The organism is Frankia sp. CeCAU1 (assembly GCF_977971845.1).
In genome coordinates this window covers 1-19,926 of the sequence record NZ_CDWWXA010000027.1, presented here as the reverse complement: position 1 = coordinate 19,926, position 19,926 = coordinate 1, and the positions used below count along the sequence as shown (strand labels likewise).

Here is a 19,926-nt window from a genome sequence, read left to right as displayed (position 1 = left end):
GGCTTTTGTGCTCGATTTATCTCTCTGGATAGGCAAGGAAAGGGGCTCAGGGGCGCACGTTGTCGGCGCCGAGATCCGCCGCGTCTCCCATAACGATCATGGGATGGGCCATCGGGGTCAGCCAACGGAGAATGGCCACGAGGGCGTCCTGTTCCACCGCGATGCAGCCCCGCGTCGGCGATCTGTGGTCGACATGCAGCCAGATGTCCCCGCCGATCTGCGGGCCCAGCGGACGGGTCGGGTCCGACGGCGGATACCCGGGCAGTCGGTTGTAGTCGATGGCGACCACATAGTTGAACGCATCGGGCATCGGCTCGCCCCGCGGACCCGTCGCCCGGTAGAACGACGGGCGATACTCGTAGGGCAGACCGGTGCCCGGATCGGCGAGCTTGCCACCGGCGGCGGTGAGACCGAACACGCCGATCGGGCTGCGCAGATCGCCCTCCCGATGGTCGTACGTCCAGCCATCGGCGCCGTTGCGGCCGATCAGCGGGGCTCCGTAGGTCTTCCAGGCGGAGCCGGGATCGGCCCGTTCCCACAGCGTCACGTTGTTGGTGTCCGCATTCCGGTCGATGCCGCTCACCACGATCACCTGCCGGGCGGCCTGCGGAATCTTCGTCATCATCACCGGTCCGACCCCGGGGATCGCGGTGAGGTCGGAGGCGGGCCCCGCCCTGCCGTCCGCGCCGGTGCCGGCCATCCGGCTCGTCCTCACCGGCCCACCCACGCCCGCCGGGCGTGCTTCGGAGGTGGGACCGAGCCCGGATGTGCGTCCGAGCCGGGCTGCGCCCCTCGGCCCGGACGGTACGGACACCGACAGGTCATGCGAGGAGTCCGGGTCCGAAGCGGGACTGCTGAGATGAAGTGCACTGGCCGCCCCCACGACCAACGTCACACCCACCGCGGCGGCACCGACCGCGACCGAGCGACCCCGCGGGGGGCTCGTACGCGTCTCGGTCCGGCGGCGATTCCTGCGATGACCGGCCATGCCTCCGACTTCCGGGACGACGCCACGGGCGAGGCGGCGACGCACTGTTGACCCTTGCCACCCCCGTGACCCTTGCCACCCCCGGCTGCCGCCACGCCCGTGCCATCCGGCTGCGGCCATGATGCACCGGCGATGACAATACGTATCATTCACGCCGGCCTGGCGAGGTCGCCCAGCCCGGCGAGGTACCCCGACCTGGGGAGGTATCCCGCGGCAGCCGCCGGTGCGTCGGCCCACGACACCCGCAGACCGCGATCACGGCGACGGGAGTCCATGCGCCCGGGACCGTGACGATCGAAGACAGCAGTCCATGCCTCCATGTTCGACCCTCACTCCTCCCCGATCTCGGAATTCGGATACTTCGAGCAACGATGGACACGATCCGGATCCAATGCCCAGCGGAGGGTGATAGATTGCCACATCGGCACCGATGATCAGAAGTATGTTCACGGAGAGACGAGACGAAGACCACGAGGAGCCCGCATGGTGGTACGGGCGGCCGGCAGCCGTTCCCAGCGCGGCCGGCACGAATAGGCCCCTCCGATCGTGCTCGCCGGTTTCCGGTTCCACCGCATCCTCACCGCCCCTCGGCGACCCGACACACCCGACCGGCCCGATCCCGTACCGGCCGCGCTCTTCGCCGCCCTCGTCGGCGCGCACGCGCAGTTGACCTCGCTCGGGCCCGGCCACGAACCCACCGTCTCCGGTGCGTCGACTCGCGGCGGCCCGTACCCGGTGCCGGGAGCAGCCCGGCCGGGAATCGCCGTCGCCTGGCTACGGGGCCCGGGTGAGGCGCACATCCGGTTCCTCGTCGGCGGCCGGCCCTTCTTCCCAGCGGACCCGACCGCGACAGACCCGACCGCGACAGACCCGACCGCGACAGACCCGACCGCGACAGACCCGACCGCGGCGGCCACGTCGCTCGCAACGGCCACGTCGACACCAGACGCAACCGCGGTTCCGCTGCTGTACCCCCCGGGATCGACAGCGGTGGCGCTGCCACCGGACGCCGTACCCGCCCAGCTCGCCGGCTTCCCCTACTGGCTGCGGTGCGAAGGCCTCCCGGATGCCCTGTGGGCCGCCGATCCCGGCACCGACGCCCGGCCGCCAGACACCCGCCGCGGATCGTTCGACGACTACGCCGCGCATCTCGTCGGCCCGTTTGCCTGGCTTGTGCTCGCGTGGCCGGTGCCTCCCGAGCATCTCGCCGAGGAACGGGCGGACCTCGCGCGATCGATCCCCGTGCTGCGCCGGCGGGAGAACGACCAGGGCGCCCGGCTCGACCTGGAGCGCGCGGAGGCCCGCTACCGGGAACTGGGCCGGGGCGCGTCGAGCGGCATGTGGGACGTGGAGATCCTGGTCGGTGGGGTGACCCCGGCCGGCGCGGTCTCGCTGGCCGCCCTGCTGTGCAGCTCCAGCGATCTCGACCGGCTGCCCTACACGTTGCGTCCGACCGGCCCGGTCACCTCGTTCGCGGGGGCCCTCGGCGGGGTCGGAGCCGGGGTCGGCGGGCTGGCCGGCTCACCGCGGCCCTCGCCGCGGGCGAGCGCGGAGCTGCTGGCTGCGCTGGCCCGGCCGCCCGGCCGTGAGCTGCCGGGCATCACCCTGATCACACCGCACGCCTTCGACGTAACGCCCGAGGGTCCGAACCAGTCCGGTCCCGCGGACCCCCGGGGAACGCCCGGCGCCGTTCGGCTCGGCGCCGTGCTCGACGCCGGCTGGATGCCGGCCGGCGCGTTCTCGGTTCCCCTCGCGACGCTCAACCGGCACGCCTTCGTCTGCGGCGCCACCGGATCCGGGAAGTCACAGACCGTGCGGTCGCTGCTGGAGTCGTTGACCCGTGCTCCGGCGCCCGTTCCGTGGCTGGTCCTGGAGCCGGCCAAGGCCGAGTACGCCCGGATGGCCGGGCGGCTCGCCGGCCTCGCCGAGGTGCTCGTCATCAGGCCGGGCCGGCTCGACGCTCCACCGGCGTCACTGAACCCGCTGGAACCCGAGCCCGGCTTTCCCTTGCAGAGCCACATCGATCTCGTCCGGGCCCTGTTCCTGGCGGCGTTCGAGGCGCACGAGCCGTTCCCCCAGGTACTCGCCCGCGCACTGACGGTCTGTTACCAGGACCTGGGATGGAACCTGGTGCTGGACCGGCCGGAGCCCGCGCACCGGCCCAGATTCCGGGTGACCGGGCCGGAGGAGGACCCGAAGGTCGACGTGCGCAGGCGATATCCGACCCTCGGGGACCTGCAGCGCACCGCGACGAGGGTGGTCGAGAGCATCGGCTACGGCGTGGAGGTCACGGCGGACGTCCGGGGCTTTGTCGACGTGCGCATCGGTAGCCTGCGAGAGGGTTCTCCCGGTCGGTTCTTCGAGGGCGGGCATCCGATCGACATCGGCGCCCTGCTGGCGCGCAACGTCGTCTTCGAGCTGGAGGACATCACCAACGACCAGGACAAGGCGTTCCTGCTCGGCGCCGTCCTGATCCGCGTCGTGGAGCATCTGCGGGTCCGGTACGCCACCGCGGGCGCGGGCGGACTGCGCCACGTCCTGGTCCTCGAGGAGGCCCACCGGCTGCTCAAGAACGTCACCGACGGCCCGGCCGCGGCCTCCGTCGACCTGTTCGCCTCACTGCTCGCGGAGATCCGCGCCTACGGCGAGGGGCTTGTTGTCGTGGAGCAGATCCCAGCGAAGATCCTTCCCGACGTTATCAAGAACACCGCACTGAAGGTGATGCACCGGCTCCCGGCCGCCGACGACCGAGAAGCCGTCGGCGCGACAATGAACCTGCGCGACGACCAGTCCGAACTGGTCGTCGCGCTGCCGGCGGGAGTGGCGGCGGTGAGCGCGGACGGCATGGACCGTCCCGTGCTGGCCCGGATGGTCGCCGGAGACGACCGGGAGAGCGCGCGCCTCGCGCGCTACGACCGGGTGCCCCTGGCCGGACGGCGCAGCCTCGGCTGCGGCGTGGCCTGCGTCGCCGGCCCCGCCTGCACCCTGGAGGAGACGGAGACGTCCGCCCTCGCGGCCCGCGATCCCCTGCTGGTGGTGTGGGTCGAGGCGGTGGCCGCGCACCAGGTCATGGGCTTCACCCATCTGCTCGGGATCGCGCCGTTCGCTCCGGCGGAACCCCTGCGGACCACCCTCGCCGCGTTGCCGGGTCGCATCCTCGACTGCGCGCTCGCCCATGCCGCCGACCGGGCGACGGACGCCCGCGCCGCCGCGCTGCGCCCCTTCGTCGACCCGGACGACTTCACCGCCGCCCTGCTCGCGACGCTGCGCCGGCTCCTCGGCCTGCCGCCGTCCCCGGCGGACGCGGCAGACGCTGCGAACACCGTCGACTCCCGGCACCTGACCGCGGGCATGTACCGCTGGCAGGACGTCCGGCAGGCGCTGGTTGACGCGGTGCGCCGGCGGGGGGCCGGCGCGGGCCCGCATCCGCTCACCGCGGCCTGGCGCGAGCGCGGCCTGACCCTGCCGGGCGAGACCGTGGGCGAACAGCTCACCCGGCTGAAGAACGGTGCCTTCTACGCTCCGGGCCGGGAGAAGGTCAACATCGGTGATCCGACGGTCAGCGGCCTCACCGTGGCGGTCCGGGAACTCGCCGGCGCGGCGGATGCCACCTCGCTGTCGGACGCGCTCCACCAGGCATGCACCGGCGAGGGACTGGCCGAGCTGGCCGCTCAGATCTTCGACCTCGTCGGCCCCGCGCCGAGCGGACCGGGGAGCGCCCCACCGGAGTCCACCGCGGCGGCCACCGCCCTCGGCCCGTCCATCGGGACAGCATCCGCGTTCGGGACAGCATCCGCGTTCGGGACAGCGCAGGACTGAGCGCCCGGGCCCGTCGACCGTCGGGTCGTTACGGCGGGGCCGACATGCACGGCGGAACGCGACAGAGTGGACACCACGCGCCATAATGGCCACGTAACGCCCCAGTACTGACACCGGGCGTGCCGAGATCGTTTCCAGGCGCACGATGATCGGGAGCGGGGAGTCGCAGCGGCACGGTGGGCTGCGGCCGTCGGGGCAGCGGCACGGTGGGCTGCGACGCGGGAGCAGGCGAGTGGGACGGCGGAGGGTCGGCGATGGGGGTGGGCACGCTAACCACGACTGAGGCCCGGCTGATCCAGGGGCTCTTCGTTCCACGGGAGCGTTGGGGCTGGGAGTTCGTCGACACCGGTCCATCGGCCCCGAGCCCGCTCGCCGACCGTCAACCGGTCTGGCAGGAGCCCGAATCGCCCGATCTGACCGCGCTCACGGCCCGGCGAAACCATGCCGTCCGCGCCCTGCTGACCAGGCTCGTCCTGCCGATGGCCTTCGTGGTGTTCGGCATGCTGCTCGCGGGCGAGGGGGGGTTCTTCTTCGTCCCGGCGGGACTCGCGCTCGCCGTGGTCGCGTGCCTGCCTCCGCTGATCCTGCACTACCGGCTGGGCCGGACGCGATCCCGGGCCGCGTCGGCCCGGGCCGACGGGTACACCCGCCACCTGCAGGCGTTGACGTCCTGGCAGACCGAGGTCGACGCGCACGACCGGGCCGAGCTGCGACGCCGGGAGGCCACCGCCGTCTTCTATCCCGTCTCGGCCCCCGCTGCGACCCCCAGGATCGACGTGTTCGGCGGAACCGGCGACGGATGGGCGAGCCTGCTGGCCACCGCGGGCTGCTCGGTGCTCACCGGCGGCACCGGCATCCTGCTCGTCGATCTCAGCGAGCGGGCGGTGGGCGGGGGGTTGGCGCGCCTCGCCGGCCAGGCGCGCTGGCCGGTGGAGTCCTGGGACCTGCCCCGCCAGCTCGACGAGGTGGCGCTCCTCGACGGCCTCGGGCCGCGGGAGGCCGGCGAGCTCGTCGCCAACGCGTTCGGCATGTCCCAGGAGAGCGGCGATGATCCGCACCGACGCGCCCTGCACGCGGACCTGGTCACCACCGTCGCCGTCGTTCTGTACGAACGGCTCAGCATTCGCCGTCTCGCCGAGGGCCTGCGCGTCCTCGAAGGTCTCGACGACGGCAGCGCGGCCACGTCGCTGTCGACGGCCGAGGCCGGGGAGCTCACCGCGCACATGGACGCGTTCGGCCGCGGTGACCGGATCGCCGACGAGCTGCGCTACCTGCGTTCCTCGCTGGAGGCGCTCAGCCCGCCACCACCAGCCACGGCCGCGACGGCACCGGCCGCGACGGTCGAGGCCCATATGTTGGCGGCCGCCGCCGATATGTCGACGACCAGGGTGCCGACGACCAGGGTCGACAGCGCGCCCCGTCCACTGACGGCCTGGTGGCCGGTACCCGGGCTGCGGGTTCTCGCCACGTCGAGCCGGGACTCGTCCGCCCACCGCAAGGAACTCACGGACCGGCTCCTCGTCCAGACCGTGCTCCACCAGCTCCGTTGCCGCCAGCGGGGCGGGCCGACCGGCCGGGACATGCTGGTCGTCGCCGGGGCGGACCATCTCGGCCGAGCGGTCCTGACCGGGCTGACCCGCCACGCCGAGCTCGCCGGGGTGCGGCTCGTGCTGCTCTTCGAACGGCTCGCCGACGACGCCGAACGGGTGCTGGGCAGCCAGGGAGGCTCGACGATCATCATGCGATTGGGGAACGGTAAGGACGCCGCGACCGCGGCGGAATTTATCGGGCGTGGTTACCGCTTCGTCATGTCTCAGATGACGGCCCAGGTGGGGCGCAGTTTCACGGCCGGCGACAGCGACAGCGTCGGTTACCAGGACGGCACCTCGGAGACGACCGGCACCAGCGGCGGAACCGGCCGGACCTACGACGGCACCCGGCTGCTGCCCTGGTTGCAGAACACGTCGAAGAACGCCGGATGGCAGGAGTCGGTGACGGCGTCGCGATCGCAGACCTGGCAGCGCACGACAAACTCGTCGGTGAGCGACTCGACAACCGACGGCACGACCTCCCAGCGGGTATACGAGTTCACCGTGGAGCCGACCACCGTCCAGACCCTGCCGGCGACCGCGTTCCTGCTGGTCAACCCGGTCGATGGGGCGGGACGGGTGGTGCCGGGGGACTGCAATCCGGGCACCGTCCTGCTGCCTGGGGTCTCCGCGGCCGACCGCTGGTCCGTACCTGACGCGGCCGCCACGCCCCTGGCGGGTCACCACGTCGGAACCGCCGGAGCCGGGATGATCCAGGCCGGTACGGACCAGGCCGGCCCTGCGCGGACCGGCGCGGAGGAACAGCGTCGGATCGAGCCTGCCCCGCCCGTCGGGTTTCCGGGCATCGGCCAACAACCGCCGGCCGACGAGGAGATCTACCGGCTCGTCCCGCCCAAGGCGCGTCCCAGCGGCTCCGGCGGTCCCGGCGGCCAGAGCACTCACCCGGGGGCGCGGGGATGGGTTCCCGGCATCGGGGACCACCACCCGGGGCATGGCTGACCCGGTCCGGAACGCGGCCGTCAGGAAGGAGACAGCCGAAAGTTATCCACAACCCGAAAAAGGTTCTGGCCCAACAGACGGACAACCGTCATCGTCTTCTCATGGCCCATAACCCTGGCCGACTCTCCTGGCAGGAGATCGCCACCATGCAGGCCGGCGTGATCACGATACGCGATGCGATCAACGCCGGCATCACCCGCGACGAGATCCGCCGACGGTTGAACGACGGTCGCTGGCAGCAACCCTTCCGCGGCGTGCTGATCACAGCAGCCACACCCGTGACGAGGATGCAGGAGCTGTGGGGGGCCCTGCAGGCCGTCGGCCCGGACGCGGTGCTCGCGGGCGCCTGCGCGGCGGGGCTCGCGGGTCTGGACGGCTACGGCACCGGCCCGGTGACGGTTCTCCTGCCCACCGAACGCCGGATCGCCGCGCCACCGGGCGTGCTTCTGCGGCACAGCGCTCGGCTCGACATCACCGAGATCGATCCCCTCCGCCTGCCCCGGCGGACGGCCCCCGCCCGGTCCGTCATCGACATGGCCGAGTGGGCGGCTACCCGCGCGGACGCGCAGGGCCTGCTCGTTGACGCTGTCCGTCAACGTTTCGTCACCGTCGCGAGCCTGCGGATCGCGCTGGCCCGGCGTGGTCCGATCAGCCGCCGGACGCTGATCACTGAGACGTTGGACGACCTGGGCCGGGACGCGCCGCACCTCACCGAGATCATGTACCGTCGCATCGAGGCCCAGTGGGGGTTGCCGGTAGGAACCCCGAGTGTCAACGGGCCCGCAGACGAGCCGATGGCGCGCCTCGACGTCTGGTACGAGCCGTGGCGCGTGCGGGTGGAGATCCAGGCGACGGTCCCTGGGCCGACGGTCGTCGCCGAGCCGACCGGCCAGCTCCTCATCCGTCTGCCGGCACGCCTGGCGCGGGACGCCCCGGCCGAGGTGGCTTCCCTCGTAGGCGGGGCGCTGCGTGACCGCGGCTGGTCGGCGTCGGTGCCGCGCACTCCGCGGGCGCTGGCCTCCTGAGCTCCGCGGGACATTCGTTCGGCGCGTCCCGTATCCCTGTGCCACGCCGCACATTCCGGTCAACCGGTCCGCCGAGGTCAGAGCTCCTTGCGGGCGACCATCAGGTAGGTGCCGGCGTGCCGGGCGTCGTGCGCGTACCGGCCGGCAAGGCGGTCGAGGAGGCGGGCCAGTCCCAGTAGGGGGCTGGCCACAAGCATCACCAGGACGCGGCCGGCCGCGCCGACCGGGCCGGCCTGCCGGGGCAGCCACGGCATGGGGCGTGGCGCGATCATGGCCACGGCGAGCAGCAGGGCGCCGGTCAGCCCACCGGGACGGCGCGCCGCGGCGAAGCGCACCGCGACCGGCCGCAGCCCCCGGTCCTCCAGCGCGGCGATCAGGTTCTCCGCGGGGATGAAGTGGGCGCGCTCGGGGACCGCCCAGCCGGGCCAGAACCGGCCGAGCCAGCGGGCCTGCCGGCAGTCGGCGTTGGCCAGCTCGCAGACGACGTGCCCGCCAGGCGGCAACGCCTTCGCGACGGCGTCGAGCTCCGCCGACGGGTCGTCGCGGCGTTCCAGGTAGTCGAACATGCTGATGACGTCGTACCGGCCAGCGAGGCTGTCGACGACGTCGGAGAAACGGCCGTAGTGGGCGTGGTCGATCCAGCCGCGCGCCAGGCCCTTGGCCAGGCCGGGAAAGGTGTCGAGCCCGTCAAACACCGTCCTCGGCCACACCTCGCGGGCCGCGTTGGCGAAGTGACCGTACCGGGTCCCCACGTCCAGCCAGGTCCGTGGCACCACGAACGGTCGGACGGCGGCAGCCTGCTCGCGCCGCTCGCGGGCGATCGCGGCCAGGACCTGCTCGGCGACATCGGTGCGCAGGCCGTCGTAGCGGTCCCGGTCGTAGAACTCGCGCCCGGCCGGACTCAACGACGGGTTGAGGAAGACATGCCCGCAGCGCTCGCAGCCGTCCAGCCGGAAGGAACCGGGCTTGCGCAGGAGCAGGTCCGGCGACTCCACCCGGGTGGCGAGCTCGACCGATCCGCACCAGGGGCAGTCGGCCCGGTCGTGGCGCAGGAACCGGTCGAGGCCGGCCTGGACGTCCTGGGAGTAGGAGGCGCGGCTGGCGGCGGTCTCCTGCCTGGCCGCATGCTTGACCGGGTCCGGAGGAAGCCCGGCGGCCTTCGCCTCAGCCGCCTTCACGGCCTGCGCCCGGCCGGCCCGCACGGAGTCGACCACGAACAGCACCCCGCCGAGGATGCGCACGATGGGGGAACGAATGAGATCGCGCGGGGACAGCGGCACCCGGCCGGCGCAGACGAAGAACGGCTGGAACCAGAACAGCGCCATAGCCGCGAGGCCGAACGGCTGGTTCACATGGAAGCCGATCGCGGTGGCGATCTGGGGTACGAACGGGAAGAGCTGGTTCTGCCGGGTGAACCGGTAGGCCCGCTGCTGGACGCGGACACGCATCGCCGCGTCGTCCCGGGCGGCACGCAGCCCCGGCAGCACCGCCAGATCCGTCGAGCCGGAGGCGAAGGTCTTCAGCCGCTCGGTGATGTCGACGAGCTCCACCGGATCGAAACCGTCCCGGCGGGTGATCCCAGCCCGCTGGAGAATCTCGGAGTGGACCAGCAGCGCTTGGAAGGCGCCGCGGCCGGGCACGCAGCGGTCGGCCCGGTAGGTGCGGGTGTCGACCATCCGGGCGAGGTCGAGCGCCCGTTCGGCCGTCAGGTCCGCCGGGACGAGGTCGAGCACGTCGAGCCGGTCCCGGCTGGCGTGGTAACTGGCCGCCCGTCGGCCGCTGTCGGAGAGGCGGACCCCGGTCGCGACGAGGAACTCATGCGCGGGGTCCACCGGGCGACCGGAGGCCGGCAGGGTGTCGAGACGACGCAGCCGACCGCGCAGCCGCACACCGTTGATCGCCAGACCGGCACACACCAGGATCGGCAACCATGTCAGCACGACGTCAGAACCGTTCGAGCATCAGACCACGAGACCGATCACCGGACCGCCAGACCGAGCATCAGACCGCCAGCTTCTCAAGGTGATCGGCGGCGGCGGCCACCCCGCCGGCCGCGGCGAAGGCGGCCCGCATCCGGGCGGCGGCGGCCCGGTACGACGGATCGTCCAGCACGGCCGTCACCGCGGAACGCACGGCGGTGGGTCCGGCCCGGCCGAACTTGACGCGCACCCCGGCCCCGTTACGGACGACCTGCTCGCCGATGATCGGCTGATCGTCGCGAACCGGGGCGACCACCAGCGGAACCCCGTGTGACAGCGACTCACAGACGGTGTTGTTGCCGGCGTGGCACACCACCGCCGACAACCGCGGAAGTAACGCGACCTGCGGCACGAACGGCGCGACCAGCAGGTCGTCGGGCGCCGCGGCGGCGAGGTCGTCGACGAGCCCGGGTGTGGCGACGACGATCACCTGTACCTGCTCGGGCAGGCCGAGCAGCCCCTCGGCCGCCGCCCGCAGAAACCGACCGCCGGCCTCCCGGGTCACCGTGCCGAGGGAGACGAGCACCGCCCGGCGGGCCGGGTCGAGCCAGTCCCAGGGGAACTCGCCCGCGCCGGCCCGTTTCCCGACCGCGCTGCCGACGAAGACCGCGTAGTCCGGGATCCCGGGATTGTGCAGCATTTCCCGGACGGAGAAGACGAGGGTCAACGCCTCGGAGAAGCGCAGGTCCCCGATGGCAGCCTCGTCGGGCGGAACTCCGTGCCCGGTCTGGAACTCCCGCAGGCGGTCGACGACCCACTGCCCCAGGCCCGCGAGCACCCCGTAAGGATTGTCGAACTCGGCGGAGGTCGCCGCGAGGGTCGCCCAGCGCAGGCCCCGGCGACGGGCGACGAGCGCGGCGCCCACCGCCTGCTGGTCGATGACGAGCAGGTCGGGCTGGAAGTCGTCGATGATCCTGTCGATCGCCGGGGCCATCATCGAGCCGAGCGGGAGCAGGAAGTCCTCCCACAGGAACTTCAGCGACGCCGGCCCCCGCAGCGCCCGAGACGCGTCCTGGATCCGGGACCACTTCTCGCCCAGGCCCGCCTCGGGTAACGCCAGCAGGGGCAGCTCCGGCGGGATCAACGATCCGATGACGCCCGCGTACCCGGCGAGCGCCACCTCGTGACCACGGGCGGCCAGCTCGGCGGCGACCCCGACCGCCGGGTTGACATGCCCGGTCAGGGGCGGCACCACGAACAGCGCGCGGCTCATCAGACTCTCCTCACGCCCCTCGCCCTTCACGCCCCTCGCCGGCCGCAACTGCCGCGTCGGCCGAGATCGGGGCCGGCCGGCGCTCGGCGTTGAGATCGGGCGGCGGCACCCGCTGCGTCACCCAGTCCGGGGTGGCGAAGCGCCGGCCGTTCGCGCGCACGTAGGGCGGCGGCGGCGTCTGGCGGCGGAACAACCACCATCGCATCAGGTCCCGCAGGTAGTGCGCGGCCTCCCGCAGCACCATGTGCGTGTGGTGCTCCAGGACGATCAGGGTGCACTCGGGCACCAGCGCGGCCAGGCCCGCAGCCTGCCCGATGATGTCGGAGTTCTCCCCGTACACCGCGAGCACCGGGACGTTCAGCGCGGCCAGCGCCTCGGTGGAGAACGGCGGAGTCGCCAGCATGTCGGTGGCGATCGTCGTCTCCTGCAGCAGCCGCTGCGCGGCCCGGGTGGCGCGGCTGGCCACGCGTCCGGCGCCGTTGTCCAACCACTCCTGGACCTCCTCGTCGGTCATCGCGACGAGGATCTGGGTCAGCGATCGGGCCATCTCCTCGCCAAGACCCTCGATCAGGAACGGCGGCTCGATCAGCGTCAGGCTCGCCACCCGGGAGGTGAACTCCAGCCCGAAAGCCAGCGCCATCGTGGCGCCGTAACTGTTACCCACCAGGTGCACCGGGCGATCCACCCCGAGCTCGTCGAGCAGCCCGAGCAGATCGGCCATCGAGTCCGCCAGCTCGTAGCCGCTGCGGGTCCGCTCGCTGCGCCCGTGGCCGCGCAGGTCGTAGCAGATGACGTCGCAGCCGGCATCGGCGAGGCAGTTGCCCAGCGTGAAGTAGAAGCTGGAGATGTTGTCCATCACCATGCCGTGCACCATCACGACGACCGGCGAGTCCGTGGACGCTCCGCCCCTGGGCGCCAGTCGCTGCACGTGCAGCCGGATCCCGTTCGCGATGATCTCAGCCACGGGCCTTCAGGCCGATCCCGCCGGCGCCAGCGTCGGGAGGCTGTCGACGATGAAGCGGACGACCTCGCCGACCCGCATGTTGATCACCTGGTCGACGTCCATGTCGGCAAGGAGGCCGACGAAGTCCACCGCCTCGCCGTAGCACCCACGCAGCCGGTCGGCCAGCGCCACGAACTCGATGCTCTCCAGCTCGAGATCCTGATTGAACGAGGTGGCCATCGTGATCTCCATGTCCACGACGTACTCCTCCCCGATCACCTCCCGCAGGAGCTCCGTGACCTCACCGAGGATCCGGGCCTCGGCCTCGGCCCGCGTGACGGCGTCGGTGCGGTCGTCCGGATCCCGGCCGGGAGAACCCTGCCTCGTCGTGCTCGGCGCAGACATCATCAACACTCCTTCTGGCTCTGGAGACCATGCGCCTCGACCTCGGGGGAGGTCCAGGCGACTACATAACTGACGGTAGCGATATCGACTCTTCCAGTGGAGGCGTCATCGCCCACAGCGTCCTGACGCCGCGACGGCGATACCCCGCCCTCGCGGGGCGCCGGGCCGGTCGGTTCCGGCTGAATCCGGCCGGCGGCGTCCACCGTACGCAAGGCCACCCACCGGGTCCGTTCCGGCACCGACCCGTCGGGACCATCCCCGTAGACGGTGACCCGGACCAGGTCAGGCGGGGTGCCCCCCACCGGGGAGGACGCGAGCCCATCCCTTCCCGGGGAATGGGCCTTCCCCGGGAAGGGATGGGGGCCGTCCACGACGAACCGACGTGGACGGCCGGCGAGGCCCGTTCCGTCGGCCTTCGCCGCCGCCTCCTTCGCCGCCCACAGCCGGGTGAACCACACGGCCCGCCGGTGAGGATCGGTGCCGGCGACCCGGTCGAGCAGGCGCAGTTCGGTGGGCGCCAGGGCCGCCTTCTCGACCCCGGCGGCGCGGGACACGATCCGCTCAAGATCGATGCCAACCTCCCCGTCCGCGGCGACCAAGGCCACGGCGAGCTCCGGCTTGTGGGCGAGCGACACCCCCGGGGGGTCGAGCGCTGGGACACCCGGCCGCGCCGGCAGGGAGGTGATGACCGGGGCACCCACGTCGTCGTTACGGATCCCGACCTCGATCCCCCAGACGGGCCCCGCTCCCCGTTCCCACAGCCATCGCCGGACTGCGTCCTGGGCGGCGATCCGTCCCAACAGCCGGCCGCGTGCCGCCCTGGGGTTGAGCGCGGCGAGCCGGGCACGCTCGGCGGCATCGGCGTAGTGGCGCACGATCAGTTCCCGCGAGGCCGCGTCGGGCCAGCGGTCCACGGCGACCACCCAGCCCTCACCGGAGGGCTGGGCCACCGTGTTCAACTCCGGCGCACGCACCATCGCCCAGAGCACGTCGTCGTTGGCGAACCGGCGGTCGGTCCACCCGGTGATGACCGCCCAGACACGTCCGTCGGCCCGCCGCACCTCCATGTCCGCGGTCACCGTGCGCTCGGCCACCTGCCGGATCCGTACGACGCAGTCCACCAGGTCGCCCTCCACCGGCGCCGGGCCGTGGAACTGCACGTCGGCCAGGGACTGCGGGAGCAGGAGGGAGTCGTCGGACAGATGCTCCATCGCCCAGTAGCCGAAGAGCTGGCCCACGTTGTCGAGCAGGGCGCCAGACGCCGGCGGTACCCGCAGACGCCCCCGGATACCGGTCGGGGCGATCGCCTCGATCCGATGGATGCCCTGGTAGCCGGGACCGTGGAAGAGGAACCGGGCCCCGTAGAGATCCCTGCCACGATGCCGCGGGGGCCGCTCGACGGGCAGCGTCGGGCCCGTCCGGCCCACGGACAGATCGGCGGTGATCGCGGTCGACTCGGGCGACGGCAGGTGGTCCGCCGCGAACAGCACCGTGCCGCGGGCGTAGCCGTCCACGGTCACCCGCACCGCGTCCGGCCCCGCGGGGGCGAGCGCAATGGACACCTCCACCGCCGGCTCGATCGCGAGCCAGCGCAACGCCCGGACCTCTCGGACACCGACCGGCACCCGGCCCGGCAGCAGCGCGGCGGCCTCGCCGATCATGAGCTCGAGAACCTCGGTCATCGGCACGACCGGGAACAGATCGGATATGTCCGCCCAGCCCGGCGGCTGACGGTAGAAGCAGTGGTCGACGATGTGCGGCATCGACGCCAGCGACAGCCGTCGCCGGAACATCCGCGGCCCGGGTTCGGGACTGTCACGGGGCACGGGTACCCAGCCCACCGCGGACGTCCGATCGGCGCCCGTGCCCCGACCGGCCCCGCCGTCGGCCGTGCTCGCGCCGCGGCGAGGAGGGACACCCGTCGAACCCGCGTCGCCGTTTCCGCCGGCACCGCCGGACGTGCCGCCGCCCCGGGGACCATCGTCGGCGCGGAACCGAGCACCACCGCGCACGCCGCCCGACCGTACGCCGCCCGGGGTCGCATCGCCCGGGATCGCCCTGCCCCCCGATCCGGGCGGGGGGACCCGAGCCGGCGTCGCCCCTTGCGACCAGCGGTCGACCACGGTGGACATCACCGCGTCCGCCTCGGCGAGCGCGGCCCGCAGCTCGGCAATCACCGGATGCGTCGGCACGGCACCTCCGGCCCAGGACGGCGGGTTCCGGTGGGTCCGATCGGCACTGCCCGGGTTGAGCAGGTCGCCGGCCCCGCCGCCGAGGCGGATCAGGGGGGTGCCGAGGCTCAACCGCACCGGGGCGCCGACGCGGTGCGGTCCGTTGGCCGCCCGGGGGGGCTGCGGCACCGCCGGCGCGGGTCGCGACCGGCAGGGCAGCAGGTCCATCCGGGGCGCGGCGCCTTCCGCCCACATCGCCGCCGCGACCCGCCGCAGCTGGTCCAGCCCGGGACGCTTCACGGTATTCGTGACCAACGAGAGATGGTCGTTGCCGGGCAGGGTGTCGTCGACGAATCCCGCGACGCTGCCCACTCCGACCTGGATGAAGGCACGCACCCCGCGCTCGCGCAGCCGCTCGACGAGCTGGCGGAAGCGTACCGGTTCGACCAGATGTCGAAGAGCGAGCGCGCGGATGGCGTCGTGGTCGCTCGGGTAGGGCGCCACCGTGGTCGCCGACCAGATCGGCACGCTCGCCTCGACGAACGTGGTGCGGGCGAGCCGCGCCCGCATCGGATCCAGGTACGGTTCGAGGAACGGGGAGTGGAACCCCGACCGGAACGGCAGGATCTGGCCCAGCACGCCGTCGCGGCGCAGCCGGTCCAGCGTGGTACGCACGCTGTCCTCCCGCCCACAGATGATCGACTGATGCGGGCAGTTGTCGTGGGAGACGACGACCTCGTCGAGCCCGGCGATGACCTCCGTCGCGCGCTGCGCGCCGCAGCCGAGCGCGCCGAAGACGACCCCCGGCACCTCCAGGGCTGTCGGGTCGAAGCCGGCGAGGAAGTCGTCGGTGTACTCGTCGGTGATCAGCCCGCAGGAGATCATCGCGTTCCACTCGCCGATGCTGTGGCCGCCGACGAGGTCCGGGATGATCCCGAGCCGCCGCAGCGCCACATCGAGGATCCGGCCGACCTCAACGCTCGCGACGCCATGCCGGCCGAGCATCCCGGTGTCGTCGAGGGTCGGCTTCGTCAGCCCGAAGTGTTCGCAGACATCGTCGATCCGCGGGGTGAACTTGTCCTCCAAGCCGCAGAACAGGAAAGCGGTCTGCGCCGGGGAGTCCCCACCCGCCCGCGCGGGGGCGAACATCCCTGCCGGGGTGAACCACAGGTCGTTGCGTCCCCGCCAGGGGGTGCCGCGCTCGACGACGGTGCGGGCGAGCGCCAGCCGACGGGCGGTCGGCGCGACCAGGGCCAGCCGCCACGGCCCACCGGTCGGCGGGGTCGCGGCGTCGTCGCGGGCGAGCAGTTCCGCGTCCGGGACGTCGAGCTGGGCCAGCAGGTCAGCCGCGTCGGCCCCGGCGAGCAGCAGCACCGGTTCGGCGTCCGGACCGACGTCCGGGTCGGCCGCCCGGTCCACCGTGGTCACCGCCGGGGCTGCGAACGTACGGGCCGCCGTCACCGCCGCGGGTGCCGGCGCCTCCTCCAGCACCAGATGGGCGTTGATGCCGCCGAACCCGAAGGCGTTGACCCCCGCTCGGCGGGGACCGCCGCCGGCCGGGGCGTCCCACTCGACGACGGCGCGCACCGGCGCGAACCGGCTGCCCACGAACGCCGGATGCGGCTCGTCGCAGTGCAGCGTGGGCGGCAGGACCCGGTGGTGCAGCGCCAGCGCGGTCTTGATCAGAGCGGCCGCGCCCGCGGCCGGCATCGCGTGACCGATCATGGACTTGACGGAACCGATCCCGATGTCCGCCCGACCCGGCCCGGCCGGTCCGCCCGACGCGGTGCCAAAGATCCGGCTGAGGGTGGCGAGCTCCACAGCGTCTCCGGTGGGGGTGGCCGTGCCGTGCGCCTCGACGAGGCCGATCGCACCCGGCGCCGTCGGGTCGAGCCCGGCATCCGCCCAGGCCCGGCGGACGGCGAGCGTCTGGCCTTCGACGGCCGGGGCCATCAGCGAGGCGGACCGGCCGTCACTGGACGTGCCCGATCCCCGCAGCACCGCGTAGATCCGGTCACCGTCGCGCTCGGCGTCGGCAAGCCGCTTGAGGACGACCATGCCGACGCCCTCGCCGATGAGGATGCCGTCGGCCCGCCGGTCGAAGGGACGGATGATCTCACTCGGGGACAACGCCCGCAGCAGGGTGAAGACGCTCCAGAACGACGCCTCGTGCACGATGTGGGCGCCACCGACGATCATCGCGTCGGTCCGGCCGGACCCGAGGTCACGCATCGCCATGTCGACGGCGATGAGCGATGACGCGCAGGCCCCGTCCACGGTGTAGGCGGGTCCGCGCAGGTCGAGCCGGTTGGCGATGCGGGAGGCTGCGAGGTTCGGCACCAGCCCGATGGACGCCTCGGGGCGCTGCGGTCCGAGCTGGGCGACGAACGCCTCCCGGACCCGTTCGACGGCCTCGGCCGGCAGGTCGGGCAGGATCTCGCGCAGCGTCGTGACAATCTGGCGGGAGGTGCGCACCCGCTGTTCGAGCTTGGCGACCCCGGGACCGACGTAGCCGCCGCGGCCGAGCACCACCCCGACACGCTCGGCGTCCCCCAACCGCTCGGGACCGCCGGCGTCCGTGATCGCCTCGGCGGCGAGCCGCAGGGACAGCAGCTGGTCGGGTTCGGCCCAGTCGACGGCCAGCGGCATGATGCCGAACGCGGCCGGATCGAACGACGCGAACTCCTCGACGAAACCGCCACGCCGGCAGTAGAAGGCGTCGCTGGCACCGCCGGGTCTGCCCACACCGCCGGGTCTGCCCACACCGCCCGGTCCGGCACCGGGACGGTCACCGCGGGGCGGGTCGGGGCGAAACAGGTCGGGGCGGAAGTAGTCGTCAACGTCGAAACGCTCCGGCGACACCTCCCGGATCGCGTCGACACCCCCGACGATGTTGCCCCAGAAGGTGCCGAGGTCGCCGGCGCCGGGGAACAGCGCCGCCATCCCGACCAGGGCGATGGGTGGGGCACCGCCCCCGGGCGCGGACCGGGATCCCGACGCCGACCGCCCCCCCGGCCCGGCACCGGGCTCAGGCATCGAACGACTCCACCGAGGCGCACATGTAGACGACCTGCGCGGGCGTGCCCGCCGGAGCGGCCAGCTCCCGCAGCAGGGCGGCCACCCCGTCGGCGGGATCGATCAGGCCGATGCCACGGCGCGCGTACTCCCGGGCAAGCTCCGGGGAGACCATCCCACCGCCGGTCACACCGGCCACCGCGCCCCCGGCCACCGCGCCCCCGGCCACCGCGGGGGCCGGTCCGCCGGCCCGTGCCACGAAGTCCCGCGCGGATCCCCAGGGACCCCAGTCGACGCTGACCACCCGGCCGGCGAAGCGGCCCGCACAGGCAGCGGCGAGCGTGTCCAGGGCGTCGTTCGCGGCGGCGTAGTCGACCTGGCCGCGGTTGCCGAAGACGCCCGCGACACTCCCGAACAGGGCGACGAAGCCGACATCGTCCCGCAGCGCCGCCAGCAGCGCCCGGGCACCGTCGATCTTCGTTCGGTACACCTGGTCGAACGACTCGGGCGTCTTGTCCCGCAGGAGTCGGTCCGCCAGGATGCCCGCGCCGTGCACCACGCCGTCGAGGCGACCGTGGCGGGCGTAGACGTCGGCCACGACCGAGGCAACGGCGGCGCCGTCACGCACGTCCATCGCGTGGTAACGCACCGACGAGGCCAGCCGACCAAGGACCTCCAGCGTGGTGCGCACCTCCCGCTCGGCGAGCAACCGGACCACCTGGGACTCGATCTCGGCCGGCCGGCGGACGCCGGTGGCGACAAGCGCGCGGCGCAGCGCCGGGGCGTCAAGCGCATCCGCCGTCACCGGATCCTCCGGTCCGGTGGGCGGTGGGGTGCGCCCGATCAGCTCGATGGCGCAGCCGCTGCGCCGGGCGAGCTCCACTGCGACGGCCGCCGTGATACCCCGCGCGCCACCGGTGAGCAGCACCACCGAGGAGGGACCAAGCTCGGCGGGCAGTTCGCCCGCATAGCCCACGTCGCCCACGTCGCCCGCGACGCCCACGTCGCCGACGTCGCCCGCGACGCCCAGCTCCACCGGCCGGATCCGCGGGGTCGCGCGGACCCCGTCACGGTAACCCACCACGGACGGCCCGCCGGGGGTGAGCAGCTCGACGAGCAGGCTCTCGGCGATCCGACGCGGTTCGTCCTTCGGTTCGACGTCGACGAGGCGGACCGCGATGTCGGGAACCTCCCAGGCGATCGTGCGCACCAGGCCGGCGAGGCCCATCCCCGGGGTCAGCTGGATCCCCTCGTCCCCGGCGTCGCCCGGGGCGAGCGCTCCGGTGCCGTGGGGCGACGGGCGACCGAAGCGCCCGCCGTGCCCGGTCGCGACGAGCATCCGCCGGCTGCCGCCGAGGGCCGCGGCCCGCAGTGCCGCGAACGCGGCAGGAAGAACGGCGTGGTCGCCGGCACCGGGATCGATCGAGGCGATCCACACCAGGCCGTCCGCGCCGGCGCCGGCTCGAACCTGACCGACCAGGCCCCGGTCGTCGGCAGCGAGGATGCGGGCCTCGGCACCCGCCTGCTCCAGCAACGTGGCGAGCTCGAGTCCGACCCCGAGGCCGCCCTCGACGAGAAGGAAGCGGGCCCCGGCCAGCGACCCGGCACATCCGACCGGCTCCGGGGTCGAGGGCACGGGGACGATCTCCGGTTCGACAACGAACCGCCGTAGCGGGATCGCGGCTGTCGAGCCGGCCCCCCCGGACTTCGCGACTCCGGCGGACCGACCGGGCCCGGCGGGCTCGGCTGGTTCAGCCGCGCCGGCGGCATCCGGATCCACCGACGCGACGATCCAGTCGACGACGCCGCGGACAGTTCT

General features: G+C 73.0%; 10 protein-coding genes. 3 read left to right on the top strand and 7 right to left on the bottom strand.

Translation table 11 applies throughout. The features are described from left to right. Positions 1–46: 46 nt before the first annotated feature. The gene (locus AC08OO_RS07485; protein ID WP_476618361.1) at positions 47–700 is read right to left on the bottom strand and encodes a hypothetical protein; all 654 of its coding nucleotides are present in this window, start codon (positions 698–700) and stop codon (positions 47–49) included. A gap of 834 nt (positions 701–1,534) precedes the next feature. On the opposite strand from AC08OO_RS07485, the gene AC08OO_RS07480 reads away from it, so the two are divergent. The 3 genes from AC08OO_RS07480 (at position 1,535) to AC08OO_RS07470 (ending at position 8,381) form a co-directional block, all read left to right on the top strand. Then, entirely contained in the window at positions 1,535–4,807 is a 3,273-nt protein-coding gene (locus tag AC08OO_RS07480) for an ATP-binding protein (protein WP_476618360.1), read from the top strand. A 254-nt stretch (positions 4,808–5,061) separates the two neighbouring features. After that, complete coding sequence (locus tag AC08OO_RS07475; RefSeq protein WP_476610609.1) at positions 5,062–7,356, top strand: hypothetical protein; 2,295 nt, start codon at positions 5,062–5,064, stop codon at positions 7,354–7,356. Between the two features lie 101 nt (positions 7,357–7,457). Continuing rightward, on the top strand, positions 7,458–8,381 hold the full coding sequence (locus AC08OO_RS07470; RefSeq protein WP_476610608.1) for a type IV toxin-antitoxin system AbiEi family antitoxin domain-containing protein: 924 nt from the start codon (positions 7,458–7,460) through the stop codon (positions 8,379–8,381). 77 nt (positions 8,382–8,458) lie between these two features. Here the strand turns inward: AC08OO_RS07470 and AC08OO_RS07465 are convergent, their stop codons facing one another. The 6 genes from AC08OO_RS07465 to AC08OO_RS07440 form a co-directional block, all read right to left on the bottom strand. Continuing rightward, entirely contained in the window at positions 8,459–10,321 is a 1,863-nt protein-coding gene (locus AC08OO_RS07465; RefSeq protein WP_476610607.1) for a class I SAM-dependent methyltransferase, read from the bottom strand. Positions 10,322–10,382: 61 nt separating this feature from the next. Continuing rightward, positions 10,383–11,573 carry a glycosyltransferase gene (locus AC08OO_RS07460; RefSeq protein WP_476610606.1) on the bottom strand — a complete coding sequence of 397 codons (1,191 nt, stop codon included), beginning with the start codon at positions 11,571–11,573 and terminating at the stop codon, positions 10,383–10,385. Positions 11,574–11,583: 10 nt separating this feature from the next. After that, positions 11,584–12,537, bottom strand: a complete 954-nt coding sequence (locus AC08OO_RS07455; RefSeq protein WP_476606427.1) for an alpha/beta fold hydrolase — start codon at positions 12,535–12,537, stop codon at positions 11,584–11,586. Positions 12,538–12,543: 6 nt separating this feature from the next. Then, positions 12,544–12,924: an acyl carrier protein gene (locus AC08OO_RS07450; RefSeq protein ID WP_476610605.1), complete on the bottom strand. Its 381-nt coding sequence runs from the start codon at positions 12,922–12,924 to the stop codon at positions 12,544–12,546. Beyond that, complete coding sequence (locus AC08OO_RS07445) at positions 12,924–18,128, bottom strand: type I polyketide synthase (RefSeq protein WP_476610604.1); 5,205 nt, start codon at positions 18,126–18,128, stop codon at positions 12,924–12,926. Before AC08OO_RS07445 ends, AC08OO_RS07450 begins: the two co-directional genes overlap by 1 nt. Next, the coding region (locus AC08OO_RS07440; protein ID WP_476618359.1) for an SDR family NAD(P)-dependent oxidoreductase at positions 18,121–19,926 on the bottom strand (1,806 nt) is incomplete at its 5' end. The genes AC08OO_RS07445 and AC08OO_RS07440, both read right to left, overlap by 8 nt.

Bases quoted from the DNA above. Each gene is read 5' to 3' on its own strand.
- AC08OO_RS07445 (WP_476610604.1), bottom strand. From the start codon at position 18,128: ATGCCTGAGCCCGGTGCCGGGCCGGGGGGGCGGTCGGCGTCGGGATCC.
- AC08OO_RS07475 (WP_476610609.1), top strand. From the start codon at position 5,062: ATGGGGGTGGGCACGCTAACCACGACTGAGGCCCGGCTGATCCAGGGG.
- AC08OO_RS07460 (WP_476610606.1), bottom strand. From the start codon at position 11,573: ATGAGCCGCGCGCTGTTCGTGGTGCCGCCCCTGACCGGGCATGTCAAC.
- AC08OO_RS07450 (WP_476610605.1), bottom strand. From the start codon at position 12,924: ATGATGTCTGCGCCGAGCACGACGAGGCAGGGTTCTCCCGGCCGGGAT.
- AC08OO_RS07470 (WP_476610608.1), top strand. From the start codon at position 7,458: ATGGCCCATAACCCTGGCCGACTCTCCTGGCAGGAGATCGCCACCATG.
- AC08OO_RS07485 (WP_476618361.1), bottom strand. From the start codon at position 700: ATGGCCGGCACCGGCGCGGACGGCAGGGCGGGGCCCGCCTCCGACCTC.